At 73.1% G+C, this 22,392-nt stretch carries 17 protein-coding genes; 8 read left to right on the forward strand and 9 right to left on the reverse strand.

Translation table 11 applies throughout. The features are described from left to right. Window positions 1-460 precede the first annotated feature (460 nt). Both AC0682_RS27000 and AC0682_RS27005 read left to right on the forward strand, forming a co-directional pair. Window positions 461-3,283, forward strand: a complete 2,823-nt coding sequence (locus AC0682_RS27000; RefSeq protein WP_478535680.1) for a DNRLRE domain-containing protein — start codon at window positions 461-463, stop codon at window positions 3,281-3,283. Between the two features lie 29 nt (window positions 3,284-3,312). After that, window positions 3,313-3,855: a hypothetical protein gene (locus tag AC0682_RS27005; protein ID WP_478535682.1), complete on the forward strand. Its 543-nt coding sequence runs from the start codon at window positions 3,313-3,315 to the stop codon at window positions 3,853-3,855. Between the two features lie 157 nt (window positions 3,856-4,012). Here AC0682_RS27005 and AC0682_RS27010 read toward each other — a convergent pair whose 3' ends face one another. From AC0682_RS27010 to AC0682_RS27030, 5 genes are all read right to left on the reverse strand, one after another. After that, window positions 4,013-4,357, reverse strand: a complete 345-nt coding sequence (locus AC0682_RS27010) for a hypothetical protein (protein ID WP_367514110.1) — start codon at window positions 4,355-4,357, stop codon at window positions 4,013-4,015. A 144-nt stretch (window positions 4,358-4,501) separates the two neighbouring features. Further along, the gene (locus tag AC0682_RS27015; protein WP_478535684.1) at window positions 4,502-5,836 is read right to left on the reverse strand and encodes an AAA domain-containing protein; all 1,335 of its coding nucleotides are present in this window, start codon (window positions 5,834-5,836) and stop codon (window positions 4,502-4,504) included. Between the two features lie 25 nt (window positions 5,837-5,861). Next, a complete protein-coding gene (locus tag AC0682_RS27020; protein WP_478535686.1) occupies window positions 5,862-7,478 on the reverse strand; it encodes a hypothetical protein in 1,617 nt (538 codons plus the stop codon). Continuing rightward, on the reverse strand, window positions 7,469-8,632 hold the full coding sequence (locus AC0682_RS27025) for a hypothetical protein (RefSeq protein ID WP_478535688.1): 1,164 nt from the start codon (window positions 8,630-8,632) through the stop codon (window positions 7,469-7,471). Before AC0682_RS27025 ends, AC0682_RS27020 begins: the two co-directional genes overlap by 10 nt. Next, entirely contained in the window at window positions 8,580-9,578 is a 999-nt protein-coding gene (locus AC0682_RS27030) for a phosphatase PAP2 family protein (RefSeq protein ID WP_478535690.1), read from the reverse strand. Before AC0682_RS27030 ends, AC0682_RS27025 begins: the two co-directional genes overlap by 53 nt. Before the next feature lie 242 nt (window positions 9,579-9,820). Between AC0682_RS27030 and AC0682_RS27035 the strand changes: the two genes are divergently transcribed. Further along, window positions 9,821-10,420, forward strand: a complete 600-nt coding sequence (locus AC0682_RS27035; protein WP_478535692.1) for a histidine phosphatase family protein — start codon at window positions 9,821-9,823, stop codon at window positions 10,418-10,420. Between the two features lie 134 nt (window positions 10,421-10,554). Here the strand turns inward: AC0682_RS27035 and AC0682_RS27040 are convergent, their stop codons facing one another. After that, window positions 10,555-11,994, reverse strand: a complete 1,440-nt coding sequence (locus tag AC0682_RS27040; RefSeq protein ID WP_478535693.1) for a tetratricopeptide repeat protein — start codon at window positions 11,992-11,994, stop codon at window positions 10,555-10,557. A 253-nt stretch (window positions 11,995-12,247) separates the two neighbouring features. On the opposite strand from AC0682_RS27040, the gene AC0682_RS27045 reads away from it, so the two are divergent. Then, window positions 12,248-12,730, forward strand: a complete 483-nt coding sequence (locus AC0682_RS27045) for a hypothetical protein (RefSeq protein ID WP_478535694.1) — start codon at window positions 12,248-12,250, stop codon at window positions 12,728-12,730. A gap of 216 nt (window positions 12,731-12,946) precedes the next feature. After that, entirely contained in the window at window positions 12,947-13,843 is an 897-nt protein-coding gene (locus AC0682_RS27050) for a spermidine synthase (RefSeq protein WP_478535696.1), read from the forward strand. 25 nt (window positions 13,844-13,868) lie between these two features. On the opposite strand, the gene AC0682_RS27055 is transcribed toward AC0682_RS27050, so the two are convergent. After that, complete coding sequence (locus AC0682_RS27055) at window positions 13,869-14,435, reverse strand: hypothetical protein (RefSeq protein WP_478535697.1); 567 nt, start codon at window positions 14,433-14,435, stop codon at window positions 13,869-13,871. A gap of 188 nt (window positions 14,436-14,623) precedes the next feature. On the opposite strand from AC0682_RS27055, the gene AC0682_RS27060 reads away from it, so the two are divergent. Both AC0682_RS27060 and AC0682_RS27065 read left to right on the forward strand, forming a co-directional pair. After that, complete coding sequence (locus AC0682_RS27060) at window positions 14,624-15,385, forward strand: response regulator transcription factor (protein ID WP_478535698.1); 762 nt, start codon at window positions 14,624-14,626, stop codon at window positions 15,383-15,385. After that, window positions 15,382-16,845, forward strand: coding sequence for a sensor histidine kinase (locus tag AC0682_RS27065; protein WP_478535700.1), 1,464 nt, complete (start codon window positions 15,382-15,384; stop codon window positions 16,843-16,845). Before AC0682_RS27060 ends, AC0682_RS27065 begins: the two co-directional genes overlap by 4 nt. A gap of 417 nt (window positions 16,846-17,262) precedes the next feature. On the opposite strand, the gene AC0682_RS27070 is transcribed toward AC0682_RS27065, so the two are convergent. Together AC0682_RS27070 and aspT are read right to left on the reverse strand one after the other, a co-directional pair. After that, window positions 17,263-18,915: a bifunctional aspartate transaminase/aspartate 4-decarboxylase gene (locus AC0682_RS27070; protein WP_478535702.1), complete on the reverse strand. Its 1,653-nt coding sequence runs from the start codon at window positions 18,913-18,915 to the stop codon at window positions 17,263-17,265. Between the two features lie 23 nt (window positions 18,916-18,938). Then, a complete protein-coding gene (gene aspT, locus AC0682_RS27075; RefSeq protein ID WP_478535703.1) occupies window positions 18,939-20,615 on the reverse strand; it encodes an aspartate-alanine antiporter in 1,677 nt (558 codons plus the stop codon). A gap of 377 nt (window positions 20,616-20,992) precedes the next feature. On the opposite strand from aspT, the gene AC0682_RS27080 reads away from it, so the two are divergent. Further along, entirely contained in the window at window positions 20,993-22,318 is a 1,326-nt protein-coding gene (locus AC0682_RS27080; protein WP_254812497.1) for an ABC transporter substrate-binding protein, read from the forward strand. Window positions 22,319-22,392 lie beyond the last annotated feature (74 nt).

Raw genomic sequence — 22,392 nt, forward strand, 5'->3', positions numbered from 1 at the left:
CCCCGGGCGCCCTTCCGTGCGGGAGGGCGGGTCGTCCGGAGCGAAGTGCCGTGCTCGAAGGCGTGCCGCCGAAAATGAACGTGCGATGCATTCCGGTGTGGACAGTTCCGGAAATGCAGACGTCTTTTCGTGAATCGGGCGCCTGCCACGGTCCGGTGTGTATCGGTACCGGAGGAAGAGAACTCTCACCGTCGAATCCCGCGGGTGCCGCTGACGGAATCCGGCCGGGGTGGTGGAAACCCGATGAATTCAGCGCGCGTGGGCGGGTGCGCGATGCCGCCCGATAGTGATGAAGGTCACCGACCGGCTCAAGGGCGGCCCTGGACCGCGTGGTTGATGAGGTGTCAGGGTTTGGGTGCCCGTCTCGAACAGGCGGACGATAATGGGGGGTTCAACAATGCAAAGACGTATCCATCCGTCTGCGGGGGTTCCCGCACGGAAGGCCGGCAGGGCACGGTGGTTGGGGGCCCTGGCCGTTCCGCTGTCCCTTCTGCTGCTGGCCGAGGTCGGCATGGCCGCCGGTGCCGCTGTGGCGGCCGACGGCACCCGGAAGCAAGGGGCCTCCGAGCCCGCTTCGACGGCCGAACGGCGGGGGGCGGCCGAAGCCCGGGACGAGTTCTCGGCACGCGTCGCCGCTGCCGCCCAGGAGCGCCCGATAGAGGTGCTGGGGGCCCGTACCGAGAACACGACGCTGTGGGCCAACCCCGACGGCACCATGTCGCAGGAGACCCATGCCGGACCGGTCAGGTTCCGCGAGGGGAAGAGCTGGGTCGCCGTCGACGTCGACCTGGAGAAGGCCGAGGACGGTTCGGTGCGGGCCAAGAGCCATCCCCGAGGCCTCCGGCTCGCCGGCCGCACAGGGTCCGACGGCGGCGAGCTGGTGACACTCGGCGCCGGCGCGCACGAGGTCAGCCTCGGCTGGCAGGGCGCGCTGCCCGACCCCGTCCTGCGGGGCAACAAGGCCACCTACGTGGACGTCAGGCCCGCCACCGACCTGGTGGTCGAGGCGACCCGGACAGGGTTCGAGCAGTATCTCGTCGTCAAGAACCGCTCCGCGGCCGACGCGGCGGCCCGCATCACCCTCCCGCTCTCGGCGAAGGGCCTGAAGACCACGCAGAACGCGGACCGGTCCCTCACGTTCACCGACGCCAGGACCGGGACGACCGTGGGCAGGCTCCCCGCCCCGGTGATGTGGGACGCCTCCCGCAACAAGCAGGGTCTCGCGGCCACCAACCGTGCCGCTGTGGACCTGAAGGTCGCCGGGCAGGGCGAGAACCTGGAGCTGCGGCTCACGCCCGACCGGAAGTTCCTCGCGGACGAGAACACGCAGTACCCCGTGACCATCGACCCCGCGGTCTTCTTCGGCACCAACTTCGACACCGCCGTGCGTGAGGGGGTGACCGAGGACCTCTCCGCCTCCGTCGATCTGCCCGTGGGCCGTGAGTACGGCAAGCAGGCGGCCCGCTCCTTCGTGCACTTCCCGCGGAACTTCGTCGTCTCGGGCATGGAGATCCTCAACGCGGAGCTCAACCTCTACTCGGTCTGGTCCGACTCCTGCGAGCCCAGGTCGTGGGAGCTCTGGGACACCGGGCTCACCTCGACCGCCACGCGCTGGAGCAACCAGCCCGCCTGGCGTTCGAAGGTCGCGACCTCGACGAGCACGCTCGGCCACTCACCCGCCTGCGGAGCCCAGTGGATCCAGACGGACGTCACCGGTCTCGTGAAGGAGTGGGCCGTGGCGGACCGCGCCGAGAACTCCATCGGCATCCGCGCCACCGACGAGTCCGACACGAAGGCGTACAAGATCTTCGCCTCCAGCGACGCACCGGCCAACGGGCCCTCGCTGCTGGTCACGTACGAGGTCCCGGCCGACCCGGTCAAGGACCACGTCACCTACTGGAACGACGTGCTGCAGGCGACCTACCGTCAGATCGGCGGAGCACCCGGGCCCCTGGCCCGCGCCGGTGCGATGATGCACGGCGCGATCTACGATGCCGCGAACTCCGCTCAGTGCGCGCAGGGTCCCGCGAAGTGCCTGGGGGACGCCTACCTCGTCAAGGTCCCCTCGTCCGGTGAGCTGCCGGACATCAACAGCGCCATCGACCACGCCGCCTTCGACGTGCTGCGGTCGGTCTACCCGCAGCTCGACTTCGACCGGGAGATCGCGGACGCCCGCGCCACCATCCCGGCCGGAGTCACCGGCGCACAGCGGGCGGCGGGTACCGCGATCGGACAGCAGGCGGCAGCGGCCATGATCGCGGACCGGCAGAACGACGGAGCGACGAGCAACACCGCCTACACCCCCAGCACCGCCCCGGGGCAGTGGCGCCCCACGGGGAGCGGCAGCGCCGCCACCCCCGGCTGGGGCCTGCTCAAGCCCTTCGGCATGGCTTCCAGCTCCCAGTTCCGCCCCAGGAGCCTGCCCGAACTCGCCGGCGGCTCCGAGGTGCTGAAGAGCGCGGAGTACGCCCGGCAGGTCAACCAGGTGAAGTCCCTGGGCAGGTCCGACTCGACGCAGCGCACCTCCGACCAGACCCAGGCGGCCCTCTTCTGGGCCAACGACCTGGACGGCACCTACAAGCCCCCGGGCCAGCTCTTCGAGTTCACCCAGATCGTCTCGCGCGACCGGGGTCTGTCGGTCACCGCGAACGCCAAGCTCTTCGCGCTGACCGCCTTCGCCATGGCGGACGCCGGCATCGTCGCGTGGGACGCCAAGTACCAGACGGACCTCGATCTGTGGCGTCCGGAGTCCGCGATCCGGCTCGACGGCGACGACAACCCGGCCACCGTGGTCGACCCCAACTGGCAGCCGCTCTCGCAGGACCGCAACGGCCAGCACTTCTCCCCGCCCTTCCCCGCCTACGTCTCGGGGCACGCCACCTTCGGCGGAGCCTGGGCGAAGGCCATGGAGCAGTGGTTCTCCACCGACGACGTCACCTTCACGGCCACCACCGAGGACCCGAACGCCGTCGGCGTCACCCGGACCTTCAGCAGCTTCTCGGCCGCCGCGGACGAGAACGCCATCGGCCGGGTGTGGCTGGGTGTCCACTACGACTGGGACGGTACCGAAGGGGTCTCCTCCGGCGCCGCCGCAGCCGCCTACGTCGCCGCGAACAAGGTGAAGAGCAACACCTCGGCCACCTGGGTCGCCTACGAGACGCTGAAGAACCTCGGCGGCTGTGAGGCGCTGGGCCAGAAGCTCGTCGCCGAGCACCGCTGGAGCGCCTACCAGTGCGTGCGGGTCACCACCGCGAACACCGACCACGCGCTCTCCGTCAAGTAGCCGGCCCACGTCCAGGAAGGACAGCAAACATGCGTCTGTTCGACAAGGTCCCCGGCACGTGGTCGCGGGCCGCGATCGTGCTGGCCGCCGCCGTGGTCGTCGGAGCGGTCGCCGCTCCTCTCTCCATGGCCGACCCCACGCCGAAGGGCTCGCAGGCGCTGCCTGCGGGCGACCCCGATCGGCTCCTCGCGACCCCCGAGGTCCCGCGGATCTCCGACGGCTCCTACTCGGGCTTCCAGTTCTGCGGGATCCCGGACAACCCGCCGCTGGTCACCACGGACCGTCCGAGCCTCGCCGCGACCCTCGAGTCGGTGGCGCCCCCCGGCTCCGTCGAGCCGCCCGAAGGCGCGGACCAGCCCGGCCGCAAGGTCGTCTTCGAGGTGACCGAGGCGGACGGGAAGCACGTGCTCACCAAGAAGGCCACCACGGAGGCCGGCCACACGGCTGTCTACCAGCTCCCCGAGGCCAGGCTCACCAGCGGTGACTACCGCTGGAGGGTCAGGGTCCAGGACGGCCCCGCCAGCTCGCAGTGGACCGCGTGGTGCGACTTCTCGGTCCGCCTGGCGGACTAGGGTCCTGCGTCCGGACCGGGCCGGACGCACCGGTCCGATCCGGGCGTCGGCCCCGGCCGACCGGGATGCGGCCCAGGCCCCCGCGCACCCCGCGCGCGGGCCCGGGCCGCTGACCGGGCCGGCGCACCGGGACGCTCCCGGACCGGCGGAAGCGGGCTCAGGCCGGGGAGGAGGCGTCCAGCAGGGAGCGGCCGAACTCGATCATCTTCTTCGCGTAGTCCTCGGTCCACTCCGCGCGCTCCGCGACATCCGCCGCGGTCAGCCGGTCGAACCGGCGCGGGTCGGCGAGCTGGGCCGCCGCCATCGCCTGGAACTCCACCGACCGGTCCGTCGCCGCGCGGAAGGCCTGCGTCAGCTCCGTCGCGCGGGCCAGCAGCTCACGGGGGTCCTCCACCGACTCCAGGTCGAAGAAGTGCTCCGGGTCGGCCACCGCCTCCGACGGCTCGAAGAGCAGCGGCGCGGGGCGCAGCCGCTGCCGTTCGTTCCGCTCGGACTGTGTCATGTGCTGTTCCTCCCTCAGGCGGTCCGGACAGCCCGGACGGCCACCCTCCATTGTCCGACCCCGCGCAAGAGCGCGACCGGCTTTCGGACGCTTTGCCCGGGCGCACCGCTCGGGCGCACCGCCCTGGCGGGAGGGGAGGGCGGTCTAGGGCCGCCACCGCACCCGGTGCTCCGCGAGGTGGGCCAGGACCGCGTGGTTGGCCTCCCAGCCGTCCGGGAACTTCACCGTGACGCCGAGCTGCACCGGCTCGGTCGACGGGTGCTCGTCCAGCAGCTCCGCCACCCCCTCCCGGCACACCACGACGCACGCGTGCCGGTGGCGCGAGGCCAGCACGCACAGGCGCCCCGTCTCCAGATGGAAGGCGGTGGCGTCGGGGCGGCCCGACAGCGGGTGCAGGACGACCGTGACGTCGAACTCGCGGCCCTGGAGCCGGTTGGCCGTGTCCACCGCCACACCCGTGACGCCCAGCTCCGCGAGGGCCGTCCGCACGGCCGCCGCCTGGTCGCGGTGGGCCGTGCCGACCGCCACCCGGTCCGCCGTGACCGGAACCGGCTCGTCCGCCCGCTCGCTGGTGGCGACGCCGCCCCGGTCCAGCAGCCGGCGGACCACCAGGGCCACCGCCCGTACCGCCTCGGGGTCCGTACGCGGGGTGTGCCGGGCCGGCAGCTCCAGCAGGCCCCACCCGGCCTCCGCCGCCTCGTCCAGCACCCGGTCCGGGCCCGACCCGTCCGAGGCCACCCCGAACGAGAGCTTCCGGTCCCCGTGGTCCGTACCGCTGCGGAAGGGGGTGTACGGGTAGAACGCGTCCGATACCAGCGGCGCCGCCGAGGCGGGGAGCCGCCAGGAGACCGGCAGCCGGTGCTGCGGCAGCTCCGGATTGTGCGCGAGCAGCGTGGAGACCGCGCTCGCGGACGGGTCGTAGCTCAACCCCGCCCACTGGTCCGCGCCCACGATCGAGAACGGGTCCAGCTGCCCCGGGTCCCCGACGAACAGCGCCCGGTCGAACAGCCCGGCCACGGCCAGCAGCGCGTCGGAGCGCATCTGGTACGCCTCGTCGACGATCGCGTGCCCCCACGGCTCCACGTTCTTCACGTGCGCCCACTTGGCGGCCGTGGAGATCACCACGTCCAGCCCGGCCAGGTCCGCCGCCTTGGCCGATTTTCGTACGTTCTCCAGCCCGTCCAGCACCGGGTCGTACGGGTCGGAGTCGTTGCTGTGCAGCCGGCCCACCGGCAGCTCGGGCTCCTTCTCCGCGAGCCGCACCACCAGGTCGTCGACCTGGGCGTTGGTCTGCGCGACCACCATGAGCGGGTGCCCGGCGGCGGCCAGCTCCAGGGCCGCCCGGACCACCAGGGTGGACTTCCCGGCCCCGGGCGGGGAGTCCACGACGATGCCCCGGGCGGAGCCGCGCAGAGTGTCGTCCAGGATCGCCCCGGTCGCCCGCGCCGCCGCGGCGCCGGGGTCGAAGACGGTGGTCACAGCGGGTCCTCCCAGCGGGCGGTGGTCACAGCAGATCCTCCGGGGTCACGGGGTCGGGATGCTCCGCGCGCGTCGCGGCGTCCGCGCCCGGCGGGCCGCCGTGGGTCCACGGGGTCTCCTCCGGGTCGGGCAGCTTCGGCCCGCCGCGCTGGTCGTGCTCGAACAGGGTCCAGGCGATCCGCTCGCCCGGCTCCGGCAGCGAACCGGGCGCGGGCTCCTTGCCCCGCCCCATCCGGTCCATGATCCGCAGCACGAGCAGGATCTCGCCGTCCGGGCCCTCCTCCTGCCCGGCCCGTACGAACTCGGCCGTCTGCGGCTTGCCGTCCAGCGAGCGGTAGACCTTGGTCCGCTCGCCGAGATGCGGCCGCTCGTCCGTGCGGAGGGTGACGAGCGGGCGCGGGGAGGGCCGCTTGGACTCGGTGTAGGCCATCTCGACGCCGGTCACCGTCGCGAGGAACGCCTCGCCCGCCAGCCGCCGCCCGGCCAGCACCAGCGGATCGTCCAGCGCCTCCTGGGCCTCCAGCTGGGCCTGGGCGGTCTCCCGGGAGGCCAGCTTCTGCGCGGCCGTCACCGCGTCGTCGCGGCGGGGCTGCGGCGGCTCGCCGGAGCGCACCCGGTCCCGGTGGGCGGTGAAGGACCAGCGGTCCCGGGTCCAGCGGTCCTCGGCCCGGGACCCCTCGGGCAGCTCCCGCAGCAGGTCGAGCCCCTGCCACACCTTGTCCCAGGTCGGCAGGGCCACCTTGGCCAGGAGCGAGCGGATCTCGTGCTCGGCCCTGCTCAGCTCACCGTGCCGCTCGTCGGCCGCGAGTCCGTCCTCGGCCGCCGCGAACGCCGTACGGGCCCGGTCGTACCGCTCGATCGCCGGGGCCAGCAGCCGGTTGTCGAAGGCCGGGTCGGTGGCCGGGCCGGCGGGCGGGCACAGGAGCTGGCCGTCCGCGTCCCGGGCCAGCTCGGCGGCGAGGGCGGCCTCGGCGCCGGACGAGCCCTCCGGCGGGTCGATCCAGGCGAGCAGCGCCCCCAGGTGCTGGTCCTCCAGACTGCTCTGGCCGGTCGCCCAGTGCCGGTTGAGCAGGTCGGTGGCGGCCAGCAGCAGTGAGGAGCCGGGCACCCGGGCCCGCTCCCCGTAGTGCGTGAGCCAGCGGCCGAGCAGCGGGACGCGCACCGGGGCCGGGTACGGCGTCTGCGGATCGTCCTCGGCGGTCCGGCGGAACCGCATGGAGCGGCCGAGCAGCCGGACGAACTCGATGCCCGCCCGGCTCGGCACGATCAGCTGCGGGGCGTCCGTGCACAGCTCGACCTCGACCTTGGTCTTCTTGCCGGTGGCCGGATCGGTCTCGTTCCGCTCGGTGGGCTCGACGACGTCCTCGTACGCCTCGATGTGCGGAAGGACCGCCTCCGCCAGCTCGGCCAGGAACGCGAACCGCAGGTCCCGGTCGCGCGGCTGGGCCACGGCGAGCAGCCGGGGCTGCTCGCGATCGGTGCCGACCAGGGCACCGAGCGGGGCCCCGGCCTCCCCGGCGGTGGTGAGCGGGACCAGGACCAGCGGGCGGTCGGTGAGATGGCGGTGGCGGACGGTCGCGAGCGGCTGGGCGCGGCCGGAGTCGACGGCCTCCAGCCGGGCGAGGGTGGTGATCAGCGACATACGGCGGCCTCCTCCTGCCGGACGCGCTCGCGCAGGACGGCCGCGCTCTCCAGCGCCTCCGCGCGCAGCGCCGCGGCCCGGCGCAGGGCGGCCACGGTCGGGTCGGCCGGATCGCCCTCCTTGCCCGCGGCGGCGGCCAGCACCCCGGCCACCGTGGTCAGCCCGCCCAGCTCGCCGCGCACGCTCCGGCCGAGGGTCTCCACGGCCCCCTCGGCCCGGGACCGGGCCCGGCAGTGGAAGGCCAGCTCGCACGCGGCCAGGCACTCGGGGGCGTACGCCGCGGAGACGGCGGAGACGGCGGCCTGAAGCTCCTGCGGCGAGCACGCCGGGTCGAAGGTCGTCCCCTCGGGGAGAGCCGCCGCGATGTCCTCGATACGGGTGAGCCGGGTCAGCTGGCGGCGGGTGACGGCCCGCTGCTTGCGTACGTCGACGACGGAGGCGGTCGGCAGGTTGGAGAAGTCCTTCGGGCAGACCAGCAGCACCCGGTGGCCCACCTCGGCGCCCTCGGTCACCGCCGCCACCCGCTCCAGCGCCAGCACGTACACCGCGGCCTGGCGGGCGGCGGCCCCGACCTTCGCGGCGTCGGCGGAGGCGTCGATCATCGGGAACGACTTGATCTCGACCACCGTCCAGCGGCCGTCGGGGTGCACCACCACGGCGTCCGGCTCCAGATAGGCGGGGGAGCCCGCCACCTCCAGGGCCAGCATCGGGTGGTCCAGCAGCGCCCAGCCACCCGCGGCCGTCGCCTCGCGCAGGGCGAGCGCGGTCCGGGCGGCCCGGCCCTCGGGACCGGCGGCGCTCAGATCGGGCGTGGCGGCATCCGGGCCCGGGGCGGGGGAGGAGCCCCCGAGCCGCTCGTACAGCAGGCGCAGCAGCTCCGCGCCGCCGTCGGCCTTGACCCGGGCCTCGAAGGCGTTGCCCCGCATGAAGGCGAACTGGGACTGGCCGAAGGGGGCGGGGGAGCCGAGGGCCTGGGCCAGCACCCCCTTGTCGACCCCGGCGCCGTCGAGCAGGGCGCGCCGCTTGCAGCCGGGGTTGGCGGCGAGGGCGGCGAGCGCCCGGGCGTCGAGCGGGTGCGGGGCGACGGAGGGGCCGCGCAGCTCAGCGAGCCGCTGCCGGAGCGTCGTCGTCGGCCGAGGCGCCTGGTCCCGCACCCGGTCCTGCGGCGTCGGCTGCCGCGCCACGGGGTGCTGCCGGCCCGTCGGCCTGCGCGTCGGGGGAATCTGCGGAGGAGGTCCGCTGGCCGGGGATTCGCTCACCCGCGGAAGTCTTGCACCCGTCACTGACAATCGGGGACCTGACCGGCTCGGAGGCCGTACGCACGGTGGCGAGGGCGGCCCGCAGCCGGCCCTTGGTCCGGTCGGCGAGCCGGATGACGGGCCTGGTCAGCAGGGCTCCGACACCCATCACGGCGGCGCCCGCGACCGCGTCCAGGAAATAGTGGTTCGCGGTACCCATGACGACGATGGTGGTAATCAGGGGGTAGGCGATCCCGGCCGCCCGCAGCAGGGGGTGGCGGGCGTGGCGCCACAGGAGGATGCCGCACCACAGGGACCAGCCGACGTGCAGGCTCGGCATGGCCGCGTACTGGTTGGTCATCCCGCTCAGCCCGCGCGGCGCGCTCGCGCCCTCGCCCCACCACCCGTACGCGCTGTACTGCGCCATCGTGTCGACGAAGCCGTGGCTCGCGTCCAGCAGCCGGGGCGGGCAGGTCGGCAGGAGCGTGAAGCCGACCAGACCGAGCAGCGTCGAGTTCATCAGCCAGACCCGGGCCGCCCGGTACGCGGCCGACCTGCGCCGGAACATCCAGACCAGGATCGCCGGGGTGACCAGGTAGTGCAGCGTGGCGTAGGCGAAGTCGGCGGGTATGCCCAAGGCAGGGGTGCTGGTGAAGAGACGATTCAGCGGGTGTTCGGCGTTCAGGTACAGCGCCTGCTCGAACCGGAGGATCGCCAGCCCGTGGTCGACCGCCGTCGACACGTCCCCGCGGACCAGGAGGCGGCCCACGGAGTACAGCGCGTACACCACCGCGATCAGCGGCAGCTCCGTCCACCAGCGGGGCCGATGACCGGTCGCGGGCAGGGCGGTGGCGTGCGGCATCCGGTGGCTCTCCCCGTTTTCATGCGGCCGACGGTCAGCGTTCAACCGTAAGGCGGTGGCGGGCCGCCCTCTCCCCCGGGGGTCCACTCCCGGACATCCCGCACGCGGCCGGCCCCGCCGTGGCGTTCCCACCGCTGCGAGCTGCTGCTCAAGGGAGGGACGCCGGGGCGGGCCCGGAGGTTCCCCGGTGGGGCGGTACGGGATGATGGAGGGCCGCACCACCGTTTCAGGGAGCATCCCCCATGGCACCGCGCATCCTCCTAGCCCGGCACGGCCAGACCCAGTGGTCGGTCCGGGGCAATCACACCGGCCGGACGGACATCCCGCTCCTGGACACCGGCCGCGAGGGCGCGAAGCTGCTCGGCGAAAGGCTGCACCGGGCGCCGTGGAACGGGCTGCCCGGGGTCGAGGTGCGCACCAGCCCGCTGGTCCGGGCCGCCGAGACGTGCGAGATCGCCGGGTTCGGTGAGCGGGCCGAGCGGTGGGACGCGCTGCTGGAGTGGGACTACGGGGCGTACGAGGGGCTGACCCCGGCGCAGATCAGGGCGGACCGGCCGGAGTGGCTGATCTGGCGCGACGGGGTTCCGGAGGGGGAGTCCCTCGCGGAGGTCACCGCCCGCGCGGACGCGGTGGTCGACTGGGCGCGGTCGGCCGACCGCGACGTGCTGGTCTTCGCCCACGGCCACATCCTGCGCGCCCTCGCCGCGCGCTGGCTGGGCGAGGAGCTGGCCTTCGGCGCCCGCATCCGCCTGGAACCGACGTCGCTGTCCGTACTGGGATGGGCGTACGGGGCCCCGGCCATGGAACGCTGGAACGACCTGGGGCATCTGGAGACGGCCTGAGCCGTCCGGCGCCCGAGGGCCGGACCGTCGAGCGTGTTCCGGGTGCGCTGCACGGCTCTCCCGCGCCACGGGAGGCCCTTCGCGCGCCACGGGATCCGACCGGGCGCGTCCTCACCCGGGCAGCGGTTGCGCCCTCACACTCCCGACGGGCTGGGGTGGCCGCCCCGGGACGGGCTGGAGGGGGCCCCGGCCAGGCCGGAGCGGGCGCCCCCCGACTCGCGGTGGCGGGTCAGGAAGGACTCCGCGCCCGACACCCCCGCACGCCCCTCGAGCACCCGCGCCGCCCCCGCCACCATCCCCCGGATCCGGGAGGACCTGACCCGGTCCAGCAGGTCCAGCACCTGGTGGCCCGTCGCCGCCGCCTCCTCCACCCGGCCCGCCCGCGCCAGGTCCCCCGCCAGCTGCGCCCGGTACAGCGCCAGGTTCCGGGTGAAGTGCGCGTCCTGGAGCACCACCGCCCGCCGCCCGTGCCGCGCCGCCCGGGACCAGTCGCCCAGCGCCGACCAGCACTGCGCCTCCAGCAGCTCCAGCTCCGCCTCCCGGAAGAAGCTCATCCACTCCGGGTCACCGGCCGCCGCCCCCCGCTCGAACGCCGCCCGCGCCCGCCCGATCGCCCGGTCGCACCCCGTACGGTCCCCGAGCCCCGCCCGGCCCCCCGCCTCCCGCAACGCGAGCAGCGCCAGCAGCCGGGGCGAGCCCAGCGCGCGGGCCGCCCGCTGCCCGGCCTCCGCCGCCCGTACGGCCTCCCGCGGCCGCCCGGCGTCCCGGGCCAGGAACGAGGTGTTGCAGAACGCGTGCGCCTCAAGACCCGCGTCCCCCGCCAGCCGCGCCGTCGCCAGGGCCTCCGCGTAGTGCGAGCGCGCGTCCTCGAAGCGCCCCGAGTCATGGGCCAGCCACCCCACCGAGATGGCCAGCTCACCCGCGCCCGCGTGCAGCCGGTCGGCCGTCGCCCGCCGGGTCGTGGTCCCGGCGTCCAGCAGCTCGTAGGCCGCCCGCAACGGCCGCGCGGCCTGCCGGTAGAGCCCGTCGCCCCCGTGCCGGTCGTCCAGCACCCGGATCCGCCGGACCGCCTGCTCGACGGCGTCCACCTCGCTCTCACCGACCCGGCGCTGTGCGGGCAGGGAGACCCCGGCGGCCGCGGCGGGTGCTCCGCCCAGCCCCAGGGACGCGGCGGCCACCGTGGCCGTACCGCCCATCATGAACACGCGACGCAGCACGTCGCTCTCCTCGTCGGTGTGGGGGGACTCGCCCTGGACGAAAGGGGCGGAAGGGGCGGGGGAGGGGGCGGAGGCCGAGACGGTCCGCGCGCCCCGCCCCCGTACGCTCTCGCGGGCCGAGAAGCCCAGGTCGGTCAGCGAGGCCCCGGGGAACATGTGCAGGAAGACCCGTTCGTACGCGTAGTTGGGGCAGCGGATCTCCCCGGACTCCACGCGTCCGATGTACCGGGCATCGCACGCGACCTGCTCACCGATCTCGCGCGCCGCTCTGCGGACGGCGGCCGCGAACTCTCCCGCGGAGCGCTGTCCGCGCAGTCGGCGGAAGGCGAGGTTGGGAACTGCCCCTGTCGACACCATGGCCGGCCCCTCTCTGGTGCAAGCGGTGCGAGCCGGGTCCTGCTTTCCGGTGTCCCGGCGGAGCATGAACGTACCTGCTGCGACGGAGGACATAACCCAGCATTTCCCCTTGAACAAGCTCATATCGAGCGTGATCCGCCATGAACTGCCACCCTTTGCGGCGGTGTGCTCCCGTAGCCCTTGACGCTCCCGTGCCGTTGGTCCCCATGGAGACGGAGTGTGGCTCCGTTCGGCGATGAGAGGAGGGGTTCCCTTGCTGCACCTCGGCATGGAGACCGGCTCACGGACGACCGCGACGAACCCGACGACGACCACGACCCCCATGGGCCCGATCACGGAGCCCGCACGGCCCGCACCCGCACCCGCGTGCGCGTCCACGGCGGCGGACCAGCCCTGCGACCTCGTCACCGTCCCCGCCCGCCAGGGGCTGGAGGCCGTCGACATCCTCCGCCGCGGCCGGAACCACGAGGGCGTCGGCCCGGTCCTGCACGACGGCCCGTGCGACACCCTCGGCTTCCTCGTCCCGCCCGGCACCGCCGACGCCTGGGACGTACCGGGCAGCGCCTGTACGCGGACGGACGGACGCGGGCTGCGCATCCCCGCCGAGCCGCCCGCCGCCGGCTCCTGCTGGCTGCTCCCGCCCGCGGAGGACGCCCCCGTCACCGATCCCGCCGTCCTGCGCGCCGCCCTCGACCAGGCGGCCCGCCTCCTGGAGGCCGCGGACAACTGCCGCTGAACTGATCGGCTGCCGCTGCACGGAGGACTGCCCGCCGCCCGGTCTTCCGCAACCGGGCACAAGACCGCAACCGGGCACGAGACCGCCACCGACCCGAAGGCCGCCGCTCACCCGGCGGCTGCCGGTGATCCCCGGGGCGCCCATAATGGCGGCAGGGGCGGAACCCTCCGCCGCCGCCGGGGACCCCGGCCCCTCCGCCGGCAAGGACCAGCGCACGTGGCACGAAGAGGAGCGCAGGCCAAGGGCAGGAAGGACCGCAGCCGCGGCAGGGAGGAGCGCGAGCCCTTCTCCACCCCCGTCGACAGCGGACGCGCCGAGCTGATACCCGACCGGGAGCGCCCAGAGGGCTGGACGCTGCTGCTCGACGGCGCCCCGCAGTCCCACGTGGACCTCGGCGACCCCGGGCACCTCTCCTTCGCCTACCAGCGCAGGCTCGGCCACATCATCGATCTCGCCGCGCCCCCGCTCCAGCCTCTGCGCGTCCTGCACCTGGGCGGCGGCGCCTTCACCCTCGCCCGGTACACCGCAGCCACCCGCCCCCGCTCCACCCAGCAGGTCGTGGAGATCGACGCGGCCCTCGTCCGGCTCGTCCGCGAACGGCTCCCGCTGGACCCGCAGGCCCGCGTCCGGGTCCGGTCGATGGACGCCCGCGAAGGGCTCGCGGGGCTCCCGGACGGCTGGGCGGACCTGGTCGTCGCGGACGTCTTCAGCGGCGCCCGGACCCCCGCGCACCTGACCTCCGCCGAGTTCCTCACCGACGTACGCCGGGTGCTGAAGCCCTCCGGGCAGTACGCCGCCAACCTGGCCGACGGCCCCCCGCTGGCCCATCTGCGCGGCCAGATCGCCACCGCCGCCGCCGTCTTCCCCGAACTCGCGCTCGCCGCCGACCCCGTGGTCTGGCGCGGCCGCCGCTTCGGCAACGCGGTCCTGCTGGCCTCCGCCCTGCCGCTGCCCGTGGCCGAGTTCACCCGCCGGGTGGCGAGCGACCCGCACCCCGGCCGGGTCGAACACGGGCGGGCGCTCACGGACTTCACCGGCGGCGCGGGGGTCGTCACCGACGCGGCGGCCAGACCCTCGCCCGCGCCCCCGCCGTCCGTCTTCGAGGGCCTCTGAACCTCCGGGCCTGCGAACAGAGGGCTCAGGGCTCGACGACCTGCACCGTGGGCGGGGTCCCGTTCCAGGTGCAGAAGACCGAGTACGTCTTGCCGTTCACCCCGCCGCCGTCGCTGAAGTCCACCCGGATCCAGGCTTCGTTCGTCCACACCTGCATCGACCAGCCCGGCTCCGGCGTCGCGGAGACCAGCTTCGCCGAGCTCCTCCCCAGCTCGAACACGACCCGGCCGCCCCTGGTGCGGTACCCCTTCACCTCGCCGGGGTCCGCGGCCGCCCTGGCCGATGCGGGCGGCTCCGCCGGGGGGCTCGACGGCGTACGGGACGGGCGCGCGGTGGACGGGGACGGGCTCGGCTCGCTGTTCCGCGCCGAGGGGGAGGGGGACGGTGAGGCACGGTGGGTGGAGGAGGCGAGGGGCTCCTCGGTGGACTGCCCGATGCGCTGCGGTGTCCCCGCCCCTACGGAGACCGGCACGGCCCGGGGCGGGTCGTAGGCCGTCCCCGCCATGACCGTGTGCACGCCCCACCACGACAGCGTGACCGCCGCGCCGGTGGCGAGCGACCACGCGAGCGCGTGAACGAGTCCTCGTTGCATCGGGCACATCCTGCCCCACCCGTACCGGGACTGTCCCCCCGGTGGCCCCGTCCGCTCCGGGACCGCGCCCCTCCGGGACTGTTCGTTGCGGCTGCGGACTCCGCCCCGTTCCAGCCCTGTTCCGGCCTTTGCGGAGGTTTCCGGCGGCGGCGGGACCGGGCCCCGTGCCATGGCGTACGGTGCGGCCCATGGCAAGTGTGCTCGTGGTCGAGGACGACCAGTTCGTGCGTTCCGCCCTCATCCGACACCTCAGTGAGGCCTCCCACACGGTACGGAGTGTGGGCACCGCGCTCGAAGCGCTGCGCGAGGTCGCGCACTTCCGCTTCGACGTGGTCATCCTCGATCTCGGGCTGCCCGACCTGGACGGCGGCGAGGCGCTCAAGATGCTGCGCTCCATCACCGACGTACCCGTCATCATCGCCACCGCCCGCGACGACGAGAGTGAGATCGTCCGGCTCCTCAACGACGGTGCCGACGACTACCTCACCAAACCGTTCTCCGTCGAGCACCTCTCCGCCCGCATGGCCGCCGTGCTGCGCCGTGCCCGGGCGGCCGGGGAGCAGGCGCCGCCGCCCCGGGTCATCCGCGTCGGCGGACTCGCCATCGACCCGCTGCGCCGCAGCGCCGAGCTGGACGGGGCCCAACTCGACCTCACCCGACGTGAGTTCGACCTGCTGACCTTCCTGGCCGGGCGGCCCGGGGTGGTCGTGGCCCGCAAGGAGCTGCTGGCCGAGGTCTGGCAGCAGTCCTACGGCGACGACCAGACCATCGACGTCCACCTCTCCTGGCTCCGCCGCAAGCTCGGTGAGACCGCCGCCCGGCCGCGCTATCTGCACACCCTGCGCGGCGTCGGAGTGAAGCTCCAGCCCCCGGCCGACGCGTCACCGGCAGGCTCCCCGCCCGCCCCCCTGCCGCCCCCCGGTGCCCCGGCCGTGAGGCCGCCCGCATGAGATGGGCCCTGGTCAAGGTGTGTCTGGCCGTCACCGCGATGGTCGTCATCGCCTTCGCCGTGCCCCTCGGGCTCGTCATCCGGGAGATGGCCAGCGACCGGGCCTTCTCCGACGCCGAACGCCAGGCCGCGATGATCGCCCCGGCGCTCTCCATCACCACCGACCGCGAGGAGCTGACCCGGGCCGTCCTCTCCACCGAACCGGGGGACCGGGGGCGGCTCGCCGTCCACGTCCCCGACCCCGGCAAGGCGGTGGACGGCGGCGAAGCGGCCGAGGCCCTGCACATCGGCACCCGGCGCGCCTCGGCCAAGGACATCGCGACCGTGCGCAAGGCGGGCCGCGCCTCCATCGCCGAGGTCACCGGCGGCTTCGTCCTTCTCCAGCCCACCGCGCTCTCCACCGGGGACATCGCCGTGGTGGAGGTGTTCGTCCCCGAGGGCGAGGTCTCCAACGGGGTCGCCACCGCCTGGCTGATCCTGGCGGGCGTCGGCGTCGCGCTGGTCGTCGGCTCGGTGGCGGTCGCGGACCGGCTCGGCGTACGGATGGTCCAGCCCGCCCAGCGCCTCGCGGCGGCCGCACACGACCTGGGGGAGGGGCGGCTCGCCACCCGGGTCCCCGAGGAGGGCCCCACCGAACTCCGGTCCGCCGCCGTGGCGTTCAACTCCATGGCCGACCAGGTCGTCCAGCTCCTGGCCAACGAGCGCGAGCTCGCCGCCGACCTCTCGCACCGGCTCCGCACCCCGCTCACCGTCCTCCGGCTGAACGCCGCGTCCCTCGGTGAGGGCCCGGCGGCCGACCAGACCCGGGCGGCGGTCGAGCAGTTGGAGCACGAGGTGGACACGATCATCCGGACCGCCCGCGAACAGTGCCCGCAGACGCAGGGCGCGCAGAAGGGCGCCGGGGCGGGCTGCGACCTCTCGGAGGTGATCCGGGAGCGGATGGGCTTCTGGTCGGCGCTGGCGGAGGACGAGGGGCGTGAGGTGCGGCTCGCGGGAGTGGGCCGCACGGTGCGCATCCCCGTCGCCCGTCCCGAACTGGCCGCTGCTCTCGACGCGTTGCTCGGCAACGTCTTCCGCCACACCCCCGAGGGCACCGCCTTCGCCGTCGACGTCCACCACAGCGGGGACGCGGCCATCGTCCTCGTCTCCGACGCGGGCCCCGGCATCGACGACCCGGAGGCGGCCCTGGCCCGGGGTGCCAGCGGGCGTTCCCAGGCGGAGGGCGCGGTCGGCTCCACCGGGCTCGGCCTGGACATCGTGCGCCGGGTCGCGGAGTCCACCGGCGGCGACCTGCGCATCGGCCGGTCCGTGCTCGGCGGTACGGAGGTCCGGATCTGGATAGGACTCGGCGGCGGCCCCGAGCGCGGCGGACGCGGCCACGGCCGCCGGGTGGGCCGCCGGGTCGTGCGGCGGCGCCGCAAGGAGCCCCGGGCCGCGGCGGGTCCCGGGGCCCAGCATTAACCCGCGCCCATGCGGCCCTTAAGCGAACCCTAAGAACAGCAACCCCGTTCCGTAACGCCCGCTTTGACCGTCGCCCTGCCGCTAGCGTGTTCTCACGTCCTGCACCCCGGGACCACGCCCGGCTCCCTCCCGTCACGTCTCCCCCGCACCGCCGCCCACACCCCGCCCGGCCCCCCAAGCCCCGCCGCCCCACCCCCCCAGCCCCCGGACCGCCCCGGAACCCCGAAGACCCGCCCGCGTCCCCCCGCGCGAGCGCACCGAACCCCCACACCGACCCCCGCCGCCACCGTCCGCCCCGGTGGCGGCGGGGAATCCGGTCCCCCAGACCACCCCGCGCCCCCCACGCGCGCGTCCCGGCCGGGCCACACCCCACCCCCGGCCGGGACGTGCCCCCTCCGCCCCACGGCTCGTCGCGTCCTACCCGGCCCCGGCCCGCCACTCCTGCGCGTACTCGTCGAAGATCGCCCGCAGATGGTGGCCGATCTTCAGGTAGTCCAGGTCGTCCAGGTTGGCCAGCGAAACGCGCACCGACCATTCGGGCCCGTCGAACCCGCCCCCGTTCAGCAGGACCACCGACGTCTGCTCGGCCAGCCGGAACAGCGGGTCCACCGGCTCGTAGTTGGCCTCCAGGAAGTCCGCGAACGGCTTCCCGTGGACGCGCTCCGCCTCGGCCAGCAGATCCAGCTCGATGTAGTACGCGGCCCGCTTCGGGTCCTCCGAGACCTTCATGTGCACGCCCTCCAGCAGGAGTTCGAGCCGCTGCCGCACGATGGCCCGGATCCGGTGCTTGTACGCCTGGCCCTCGTCGAGCATGTCGAAGAGCGAGAAGAGCGCCATCATCACCTGCTGGGGGAGCGAGAGCCCCGCCGTGTGGTTGAGCGCCACCTGCCGGGAGTCCGCCACCATCCGGTCGATGAACCGCATCTTCTCCGGCTCCAACGACAGGGAGCCGTAACGCCTGTTGAGCCGCTCCTTCTGCTCCGCGCCCTGCTCCTTCAGCATCGCGTCGATCACGTTGTCGTCGTGCAGCGCGATCACCCCGAGCCGCCAGCCGGTCGCCCCGTAGTGCTTGGAGTAGGAGTAGACGAGCAGCGTGTTGCGCGGCAGGTCGGCGGCGAGCGAGCGGAAGCCCTCGACGAACGTCCCGTACACATCGTCGGTCACGATGATCAGGTTCGGGTTCCGCTCACCGACGATGGAGACGATCTGCTCGCTCACCCGCGAAGAGAGCGCCAGCGAGGGCGGGTTGCTCGGATTGACGCAGCAGACCAGCTTCACCGACGGGTCCGCCAGCTTGGCGATCTCCTCCTCCGGATAGCGCCACTGCCGCACCCCGGTCTCCGTGAAGAGGTTCGCCTCCACATGGACCACGTCGAAGCCGTACGTGTCGAGTTCGGGGATCTCCAGGTACGGGGTGAACACCGGGACCATCAGGGCGATCCGGTCGCCCTTCGCCAGGATCCCGTTCTTCATCAGCGAGTCGAAGATGTAGCACATCGCCGCCGTGCCGCCCTCGGTGGCGAACAGGCTCAGCGTCTGCCCCTCCGGCGGCCGGTGGTCGAACATCTCGTCCGCGAGATAGCCGCGCACGATCTCCTCGGTGTGGCGCAGGATCCGGTCCGGCACCGGGTAGTTGTCCCCGATCGAGGAGTCCGCCAGCTCGTGCACGAACGCGTCCGGGTCGAAGCCGAACCGCTTCACCGCCAGGTCCACACTCGCCTTCAGAAGCTCGATGCCGGGCAGCTCCGGATGCGTACGGACGAAGCGCTCGAACCGTTCCGCGCACCCCGCCTCCTCCGGCATCCCGCCCAGGTTGTCCGCCGTCCAGACCCGACGGGACTCGCCGATCGCGAAGTAGCCGAGCGCGTGGTACGCCTCGCGGGGGCCGGTCGCGGTCCAATTGGGGTTGCCCCGGCCCGCGTTGAGCATGGCCCGGGTCGTCTTCCCCTTCTGCCCCGGTTTGTCGCTCTGCGCTTCCGTCGCGATCTGGATGAACTTGTCCTTCAGCTCGAAGGGGGAGAGCCGGGCGAAGGCCCGGATCTCTCCCCGGCTGAGACGGGTCTTGGGCATGGTGTGTCCGCTCCGTACGTTGGTCAGGCCCCCAGGACGCCGACGAGGATCGGCCCGGTCAGCGGCAGCAGGAAGTTGGAGAGCGTGTACGTGATCGTGTAGCCGAGCAGCGGGACGGAGCTCTGGGCCACCTGGGTGATGGAGGTGATCGCCGGGGTCGAGCACTGCTGTCCGGCGATGGCCCCGATCAGCAGCGGTTTCTCGATCTTCAGCAGCTTCCGCCCGACGACCAGGGAGATCGTCGCGGGCACCAGGACCATGGCGATCCCGGCGAACGGCAGCAGAGCCCCGTACTCCTTGAGCAGCGGCCAGGCCTGCGGACCCGCCGCCAGCCCCGTACAGGCGATGAAGACGGCCAGGCCCATGTCCTTCAGCGTGGTCGCGGCCTGTGGCGGGAAGGCGCCGAAGGTCTGCTTGCGGGAGCGGAACCAGCCGAAGACCAGCCCCGCGATCAGACAGCCGCCGCCGGTGCCGAGCGACATCGGGACATCGCCCAGCTTGACCACGATCTGGCCGAGCAGGGAGCCCGCGACGATGCCGAAGCCGATGTAGACGAAGTCGGTGGAGTCGTTCTTCACCACCGCGCCGATCTTGGCGACCAGCCGGTTCAGCCCGCCCCGGGCGCCGACCAGGGTGAGGACGTCGCCCCGCTGGAGGACGGTCTCGGCGCTGGCGGGGAGGTGCTGGTCGTTGCGGAGGACGTCGGTGATGTAGACCCCGTCCTCGCGGAACTCCGGGTGCCGCTTCTCCAGCCGGTCGATGGTCGCCCCGGCGGTGGCCTTCTCGGTGACGGCGACCTGGCTGGTGGCGAGCGGGGTGTCGAGCCCGGGGACGGCCGGGGTCTCCGGGCCGATCTCCCGGCCCGCCTCGATGATCGCGGAGCGCCGGCCGACGATCTGGACCAGGTCGCTGAGGGTCAGCTCCAGCTCGGGGGAGGGCGTCAGCAGCTTGCTGCCGCGCTTGATCCCCTCGACCGTGATGTGCCCGCCGAGCGCGCTCTCCAGCTCCCCGACCGTACGTCCGTCGGCGCGGGTCACCAGATAGGTGCGGCCGACCGTGCCGGGCAGCGCCTCGCGCTCGTCGGCCTCCAGACCGGCGTGGCCGCCGCGCATCTTCTCCCACAGCTCACGGGAGGCGTCGGCCAGGTTGATACGCAGCAGCATCGGCATGATCTGGCTGGTGAAGAGGACGATGGTGATCAGACCGAACAGGTAGCAGACGGTGTAGGCGGTCGCCACGTGTCCCTGGTACTGGGTGATCTGCTCGGAGGTCAGGTCGCTCAGCTTGCCGATCGCCTCGGTGGCCGTTCCCACGACGGCGGACTCGGTGGCCGCCCCGGCGAGGATCCCGGCCGCCGTACCGACGTCCAGGTCGAAGGCCTTGGCGAGCCCGTAGGCGATCCCGAGGACGCAGACCAGCTCGATCAGGCAGAGCGTGAAGAAGCGCAGGCTCCTGCGGTTGAGGTTGGCGAAGAACTGTGGTCCGGCCATATAGCCGAGCGAGAAGATGAAGAGCGCGAAGAAGACGGTCTTGACGTCGTCGTCGACGCTGACGTGCCGGGTGCCGATCAGCAGCGACACGATCAGCGTTCCGCAGATGCCGCCGAGCGTGATCGGGCCGACGCGGAGCTTGCCGACCAGATAGCCGGCCGCGAGACAGAAGAAGAGGGCCAGTTCGGGATGGTCACGCAGAACGCCCATCCCGCCTCACTCATCACGTTCGGTCATAGGTGACATAAGGGCGAAATTAACAGGGGTGCCCCCGCCCGGCACCTCGCCCGCACCTAGCCGGGGCTCCTCACGTGCGTGTTCATCTCTCGACGGCCGGACCGGGCGGGAGCCCCCGCGTGACGTGGCGGACATCCCTCGGCAACGGAATCGTCTTCAACTCTTGACACCCACCCCCTTGAGGAAGGAACCTTCCGGCATCGGCGCATGGGAGCGCTCCCACACGTCAGGGGGCGGCGGTCCCGCGCGCCTCCTCCCGTCCTTCCGAGGACCTCCCGCAGAACGCCCCAGCCCCCCGCACACCCCCGCAGAACCTTCCCGCAGAACCTCCCGGAACAAGGAGCAGTGGAATGCGCATCACCCGCAGCGGCGCCGGTCGGCGCCGGAGAACCGCGATCGTGGCCACCACCGGCCTGACGGTCACCGCCTTGCTGCTCACCGGCTGCGGCGGCTCGTCCGACTCCGGCGGCAAGGGTGCCGACGCCGACGGCAACATCACCCTGACCGTGGCCGACTTCGGCCAGTTCGGGTACAAGGAGGCCGGGCTCTTCGAGAAGTACCACCAGCTGAACCCGAAGATCACGGTCAAGGAGGACACCACCGCCGAGGAGAAGAACTACTACCCGAAGCTGCTCCAGCAGCTGAACTCGGGCAGTGGCCTCGCGGACGTCCAGGGCATCGAGGTCGGCCGGATCAAGGAGATCGTCGACACCAAGGCCGACTCCTTCACCGACCTCTCCCAGGTGATCGACGTCGACCAGTGGGTCTCCTGGAAGGCCAAGCAGGCCACCGCCCCCAGCGGCGCGGTGATCGGCGCGGGCACCGACATCGGCCCCATGTCCCTCTGCTACAACCGCGAGCTGTTCGAGAAGGCCGGTCTGCCCACCGACCGGGCCGAGGTCGCGAAGCGGATGTCCGGCGGCTGGGAGGACTACCTCGCCCTGGGTGAGGAGTACAAGAAGAAGGCGCCCGCGGGCACGTACTTCATGGACTCCGCCAGCGCCATGTTCAACGCGGTCGTCAGCTCCAGCCCCGAGCAGTACTACGACGCGAGCGGCAAGCCGGTCTACAAGGAGAGCGCGAGCGTCAAGAAGGGCTGGGACCTCGCCGCCGAGGCCGCGGCGAAGAAGCTGACGCACGGCCTGGCCCAGTTCGAGGACCAGTGGCAGGCGGCCCTGCGCAAGAGCACCATCGCCACCGTCGTCTGCCCCGCCTGGATGGCCGGCCAGATCTCCACGTACGCCGGTGACGCCAACAAGGGCAAGTGGGACATCACCACCGCCCCCGGTGGCACCTCCGCCAACTGGGGCGGCTCCTTCCTCGCCGTCCCCAAGTCCGGGAAGAACGTGGAGGAGGCCACCAAGCTGGTGAAGTGGCTGACCGCGCCCGAGCAGCAGGCCGCCGTCTTCAAGGCCATCGGGGTCTTCCCCTCCAACCAGGGCGCCTACGAGTTGCCGGACGTGAAGAGCGCGACCCTTCCCTACTTCAACGACGCCCCCATCGGCCAGATCTACGCGGACGGGGCGAAGTCCATCCCCGAGGCCGTGCTCGGCCCGAAGGACGGCGTGATCAAGGACGCGATCTCCACGCAGATCAACAACATGGAGCAGCGCGGGACGAAGCCGGACGCGGCGTGGGGCGCGGCGGTCCGCACGGTCGACAAGGCGATCGGCTGAGCCGGACCGCCTCCGGGCCGGGGCGGGCGGGCGAACCCTGCCGCGTCCGCCCGCCCCGCCCGTCCACCACCGCA

This window comes from Streptomyces sp. NPDC043746 (genome assembly GCF_056436485.1).

Bases quoted from the DNA above. Each gene is read 5' to 3' on its own strand.
- AC0682_RS27080 (WP_254812497.1), top strand. From the start codon at position 20,993: ATGCGCATCACCCGCAGCGGCGCCGGTCGGCGCCGGAGAACCGCGATC.
- AC0682_RS27035 (WP_478535692.1), top strand. From the start codon at position 9,821: ATGGCACCGCGCATCCTCCTAGCCCGGCACGGCCAGACCCAGTGGTCG.
- AC0682_RS27070 (WP_478535702.1), bottom strand. From the start codon at position 18,915: ATGCCCAAGACCCGTCTCAGCCGGGGAGAGATCCGGGCCTTCGCCCGG.
- AC0682_RS27060 (WP_478535698.1), top strand. From the start codon at position 14,624: ATGGCAAGTGTGCTCGTGGTCGAGGACGACCAGTTCGTGCGTTCCGCC.
- AC0682_RS27040 (WP_478535693.1), bottom strand. From the start codon at position 11,994: ATGGTGTCGACAGGGGCAGTTCCCAACCTCGCCTTCCGCCGACTGCGC.
- aspT (WP_478535703.1), bottom strand. From the start codon at position 20,615: ATGGGCGTTCTGCGTGACCATCCCGAACTGGCCCTCTTCTTCTGTCTC.
- AC0682_RS27020 (WP_478535686.1), bottom strand. From the start codon at position 7,478: ATGTCGCTGATCACCACCCTCGCCCGGCTGGAGGCCGTCGACTCCGGC.
- AC0682_RS27005 (WP_478535682.1), top strand. From the start codon at position 3,313: ATGCGTCTGTTCGACAAGGTCCCCGGCACGTGGTCGCGGGCCGCGATC.
- AC0682_RS27030 (WP_478535690.1), bottom strand. From the start codon at position 9,578: ATGCCGCACGCCACCGCCCTGCCCGCGACCGGTCATCGGCCCCGCTGG.
- AC0682_RS27010 (WP_367514110.1), bottom strand. From the start codon at position 4,357: ATGACACAGTCCGAGCGGAACGAACGGCAGCGGCTGCGCCCCGCGCCG.
- AC0682_RS27065 (WP_478535700.1), top strand. From the start codon at position 15,382: ATGAGATGGGCCCTGGTCAAGGTGTGTCTGGCCGTCACCGCGATGGTC.
- AC0682_RS27055 (WP_478535697.1), bottom strand. From the start codon at position 14,435: ATGCAACGAGGACTCGTTCACGCGCTCGCGTGGTCGCTCGCCACCGGC.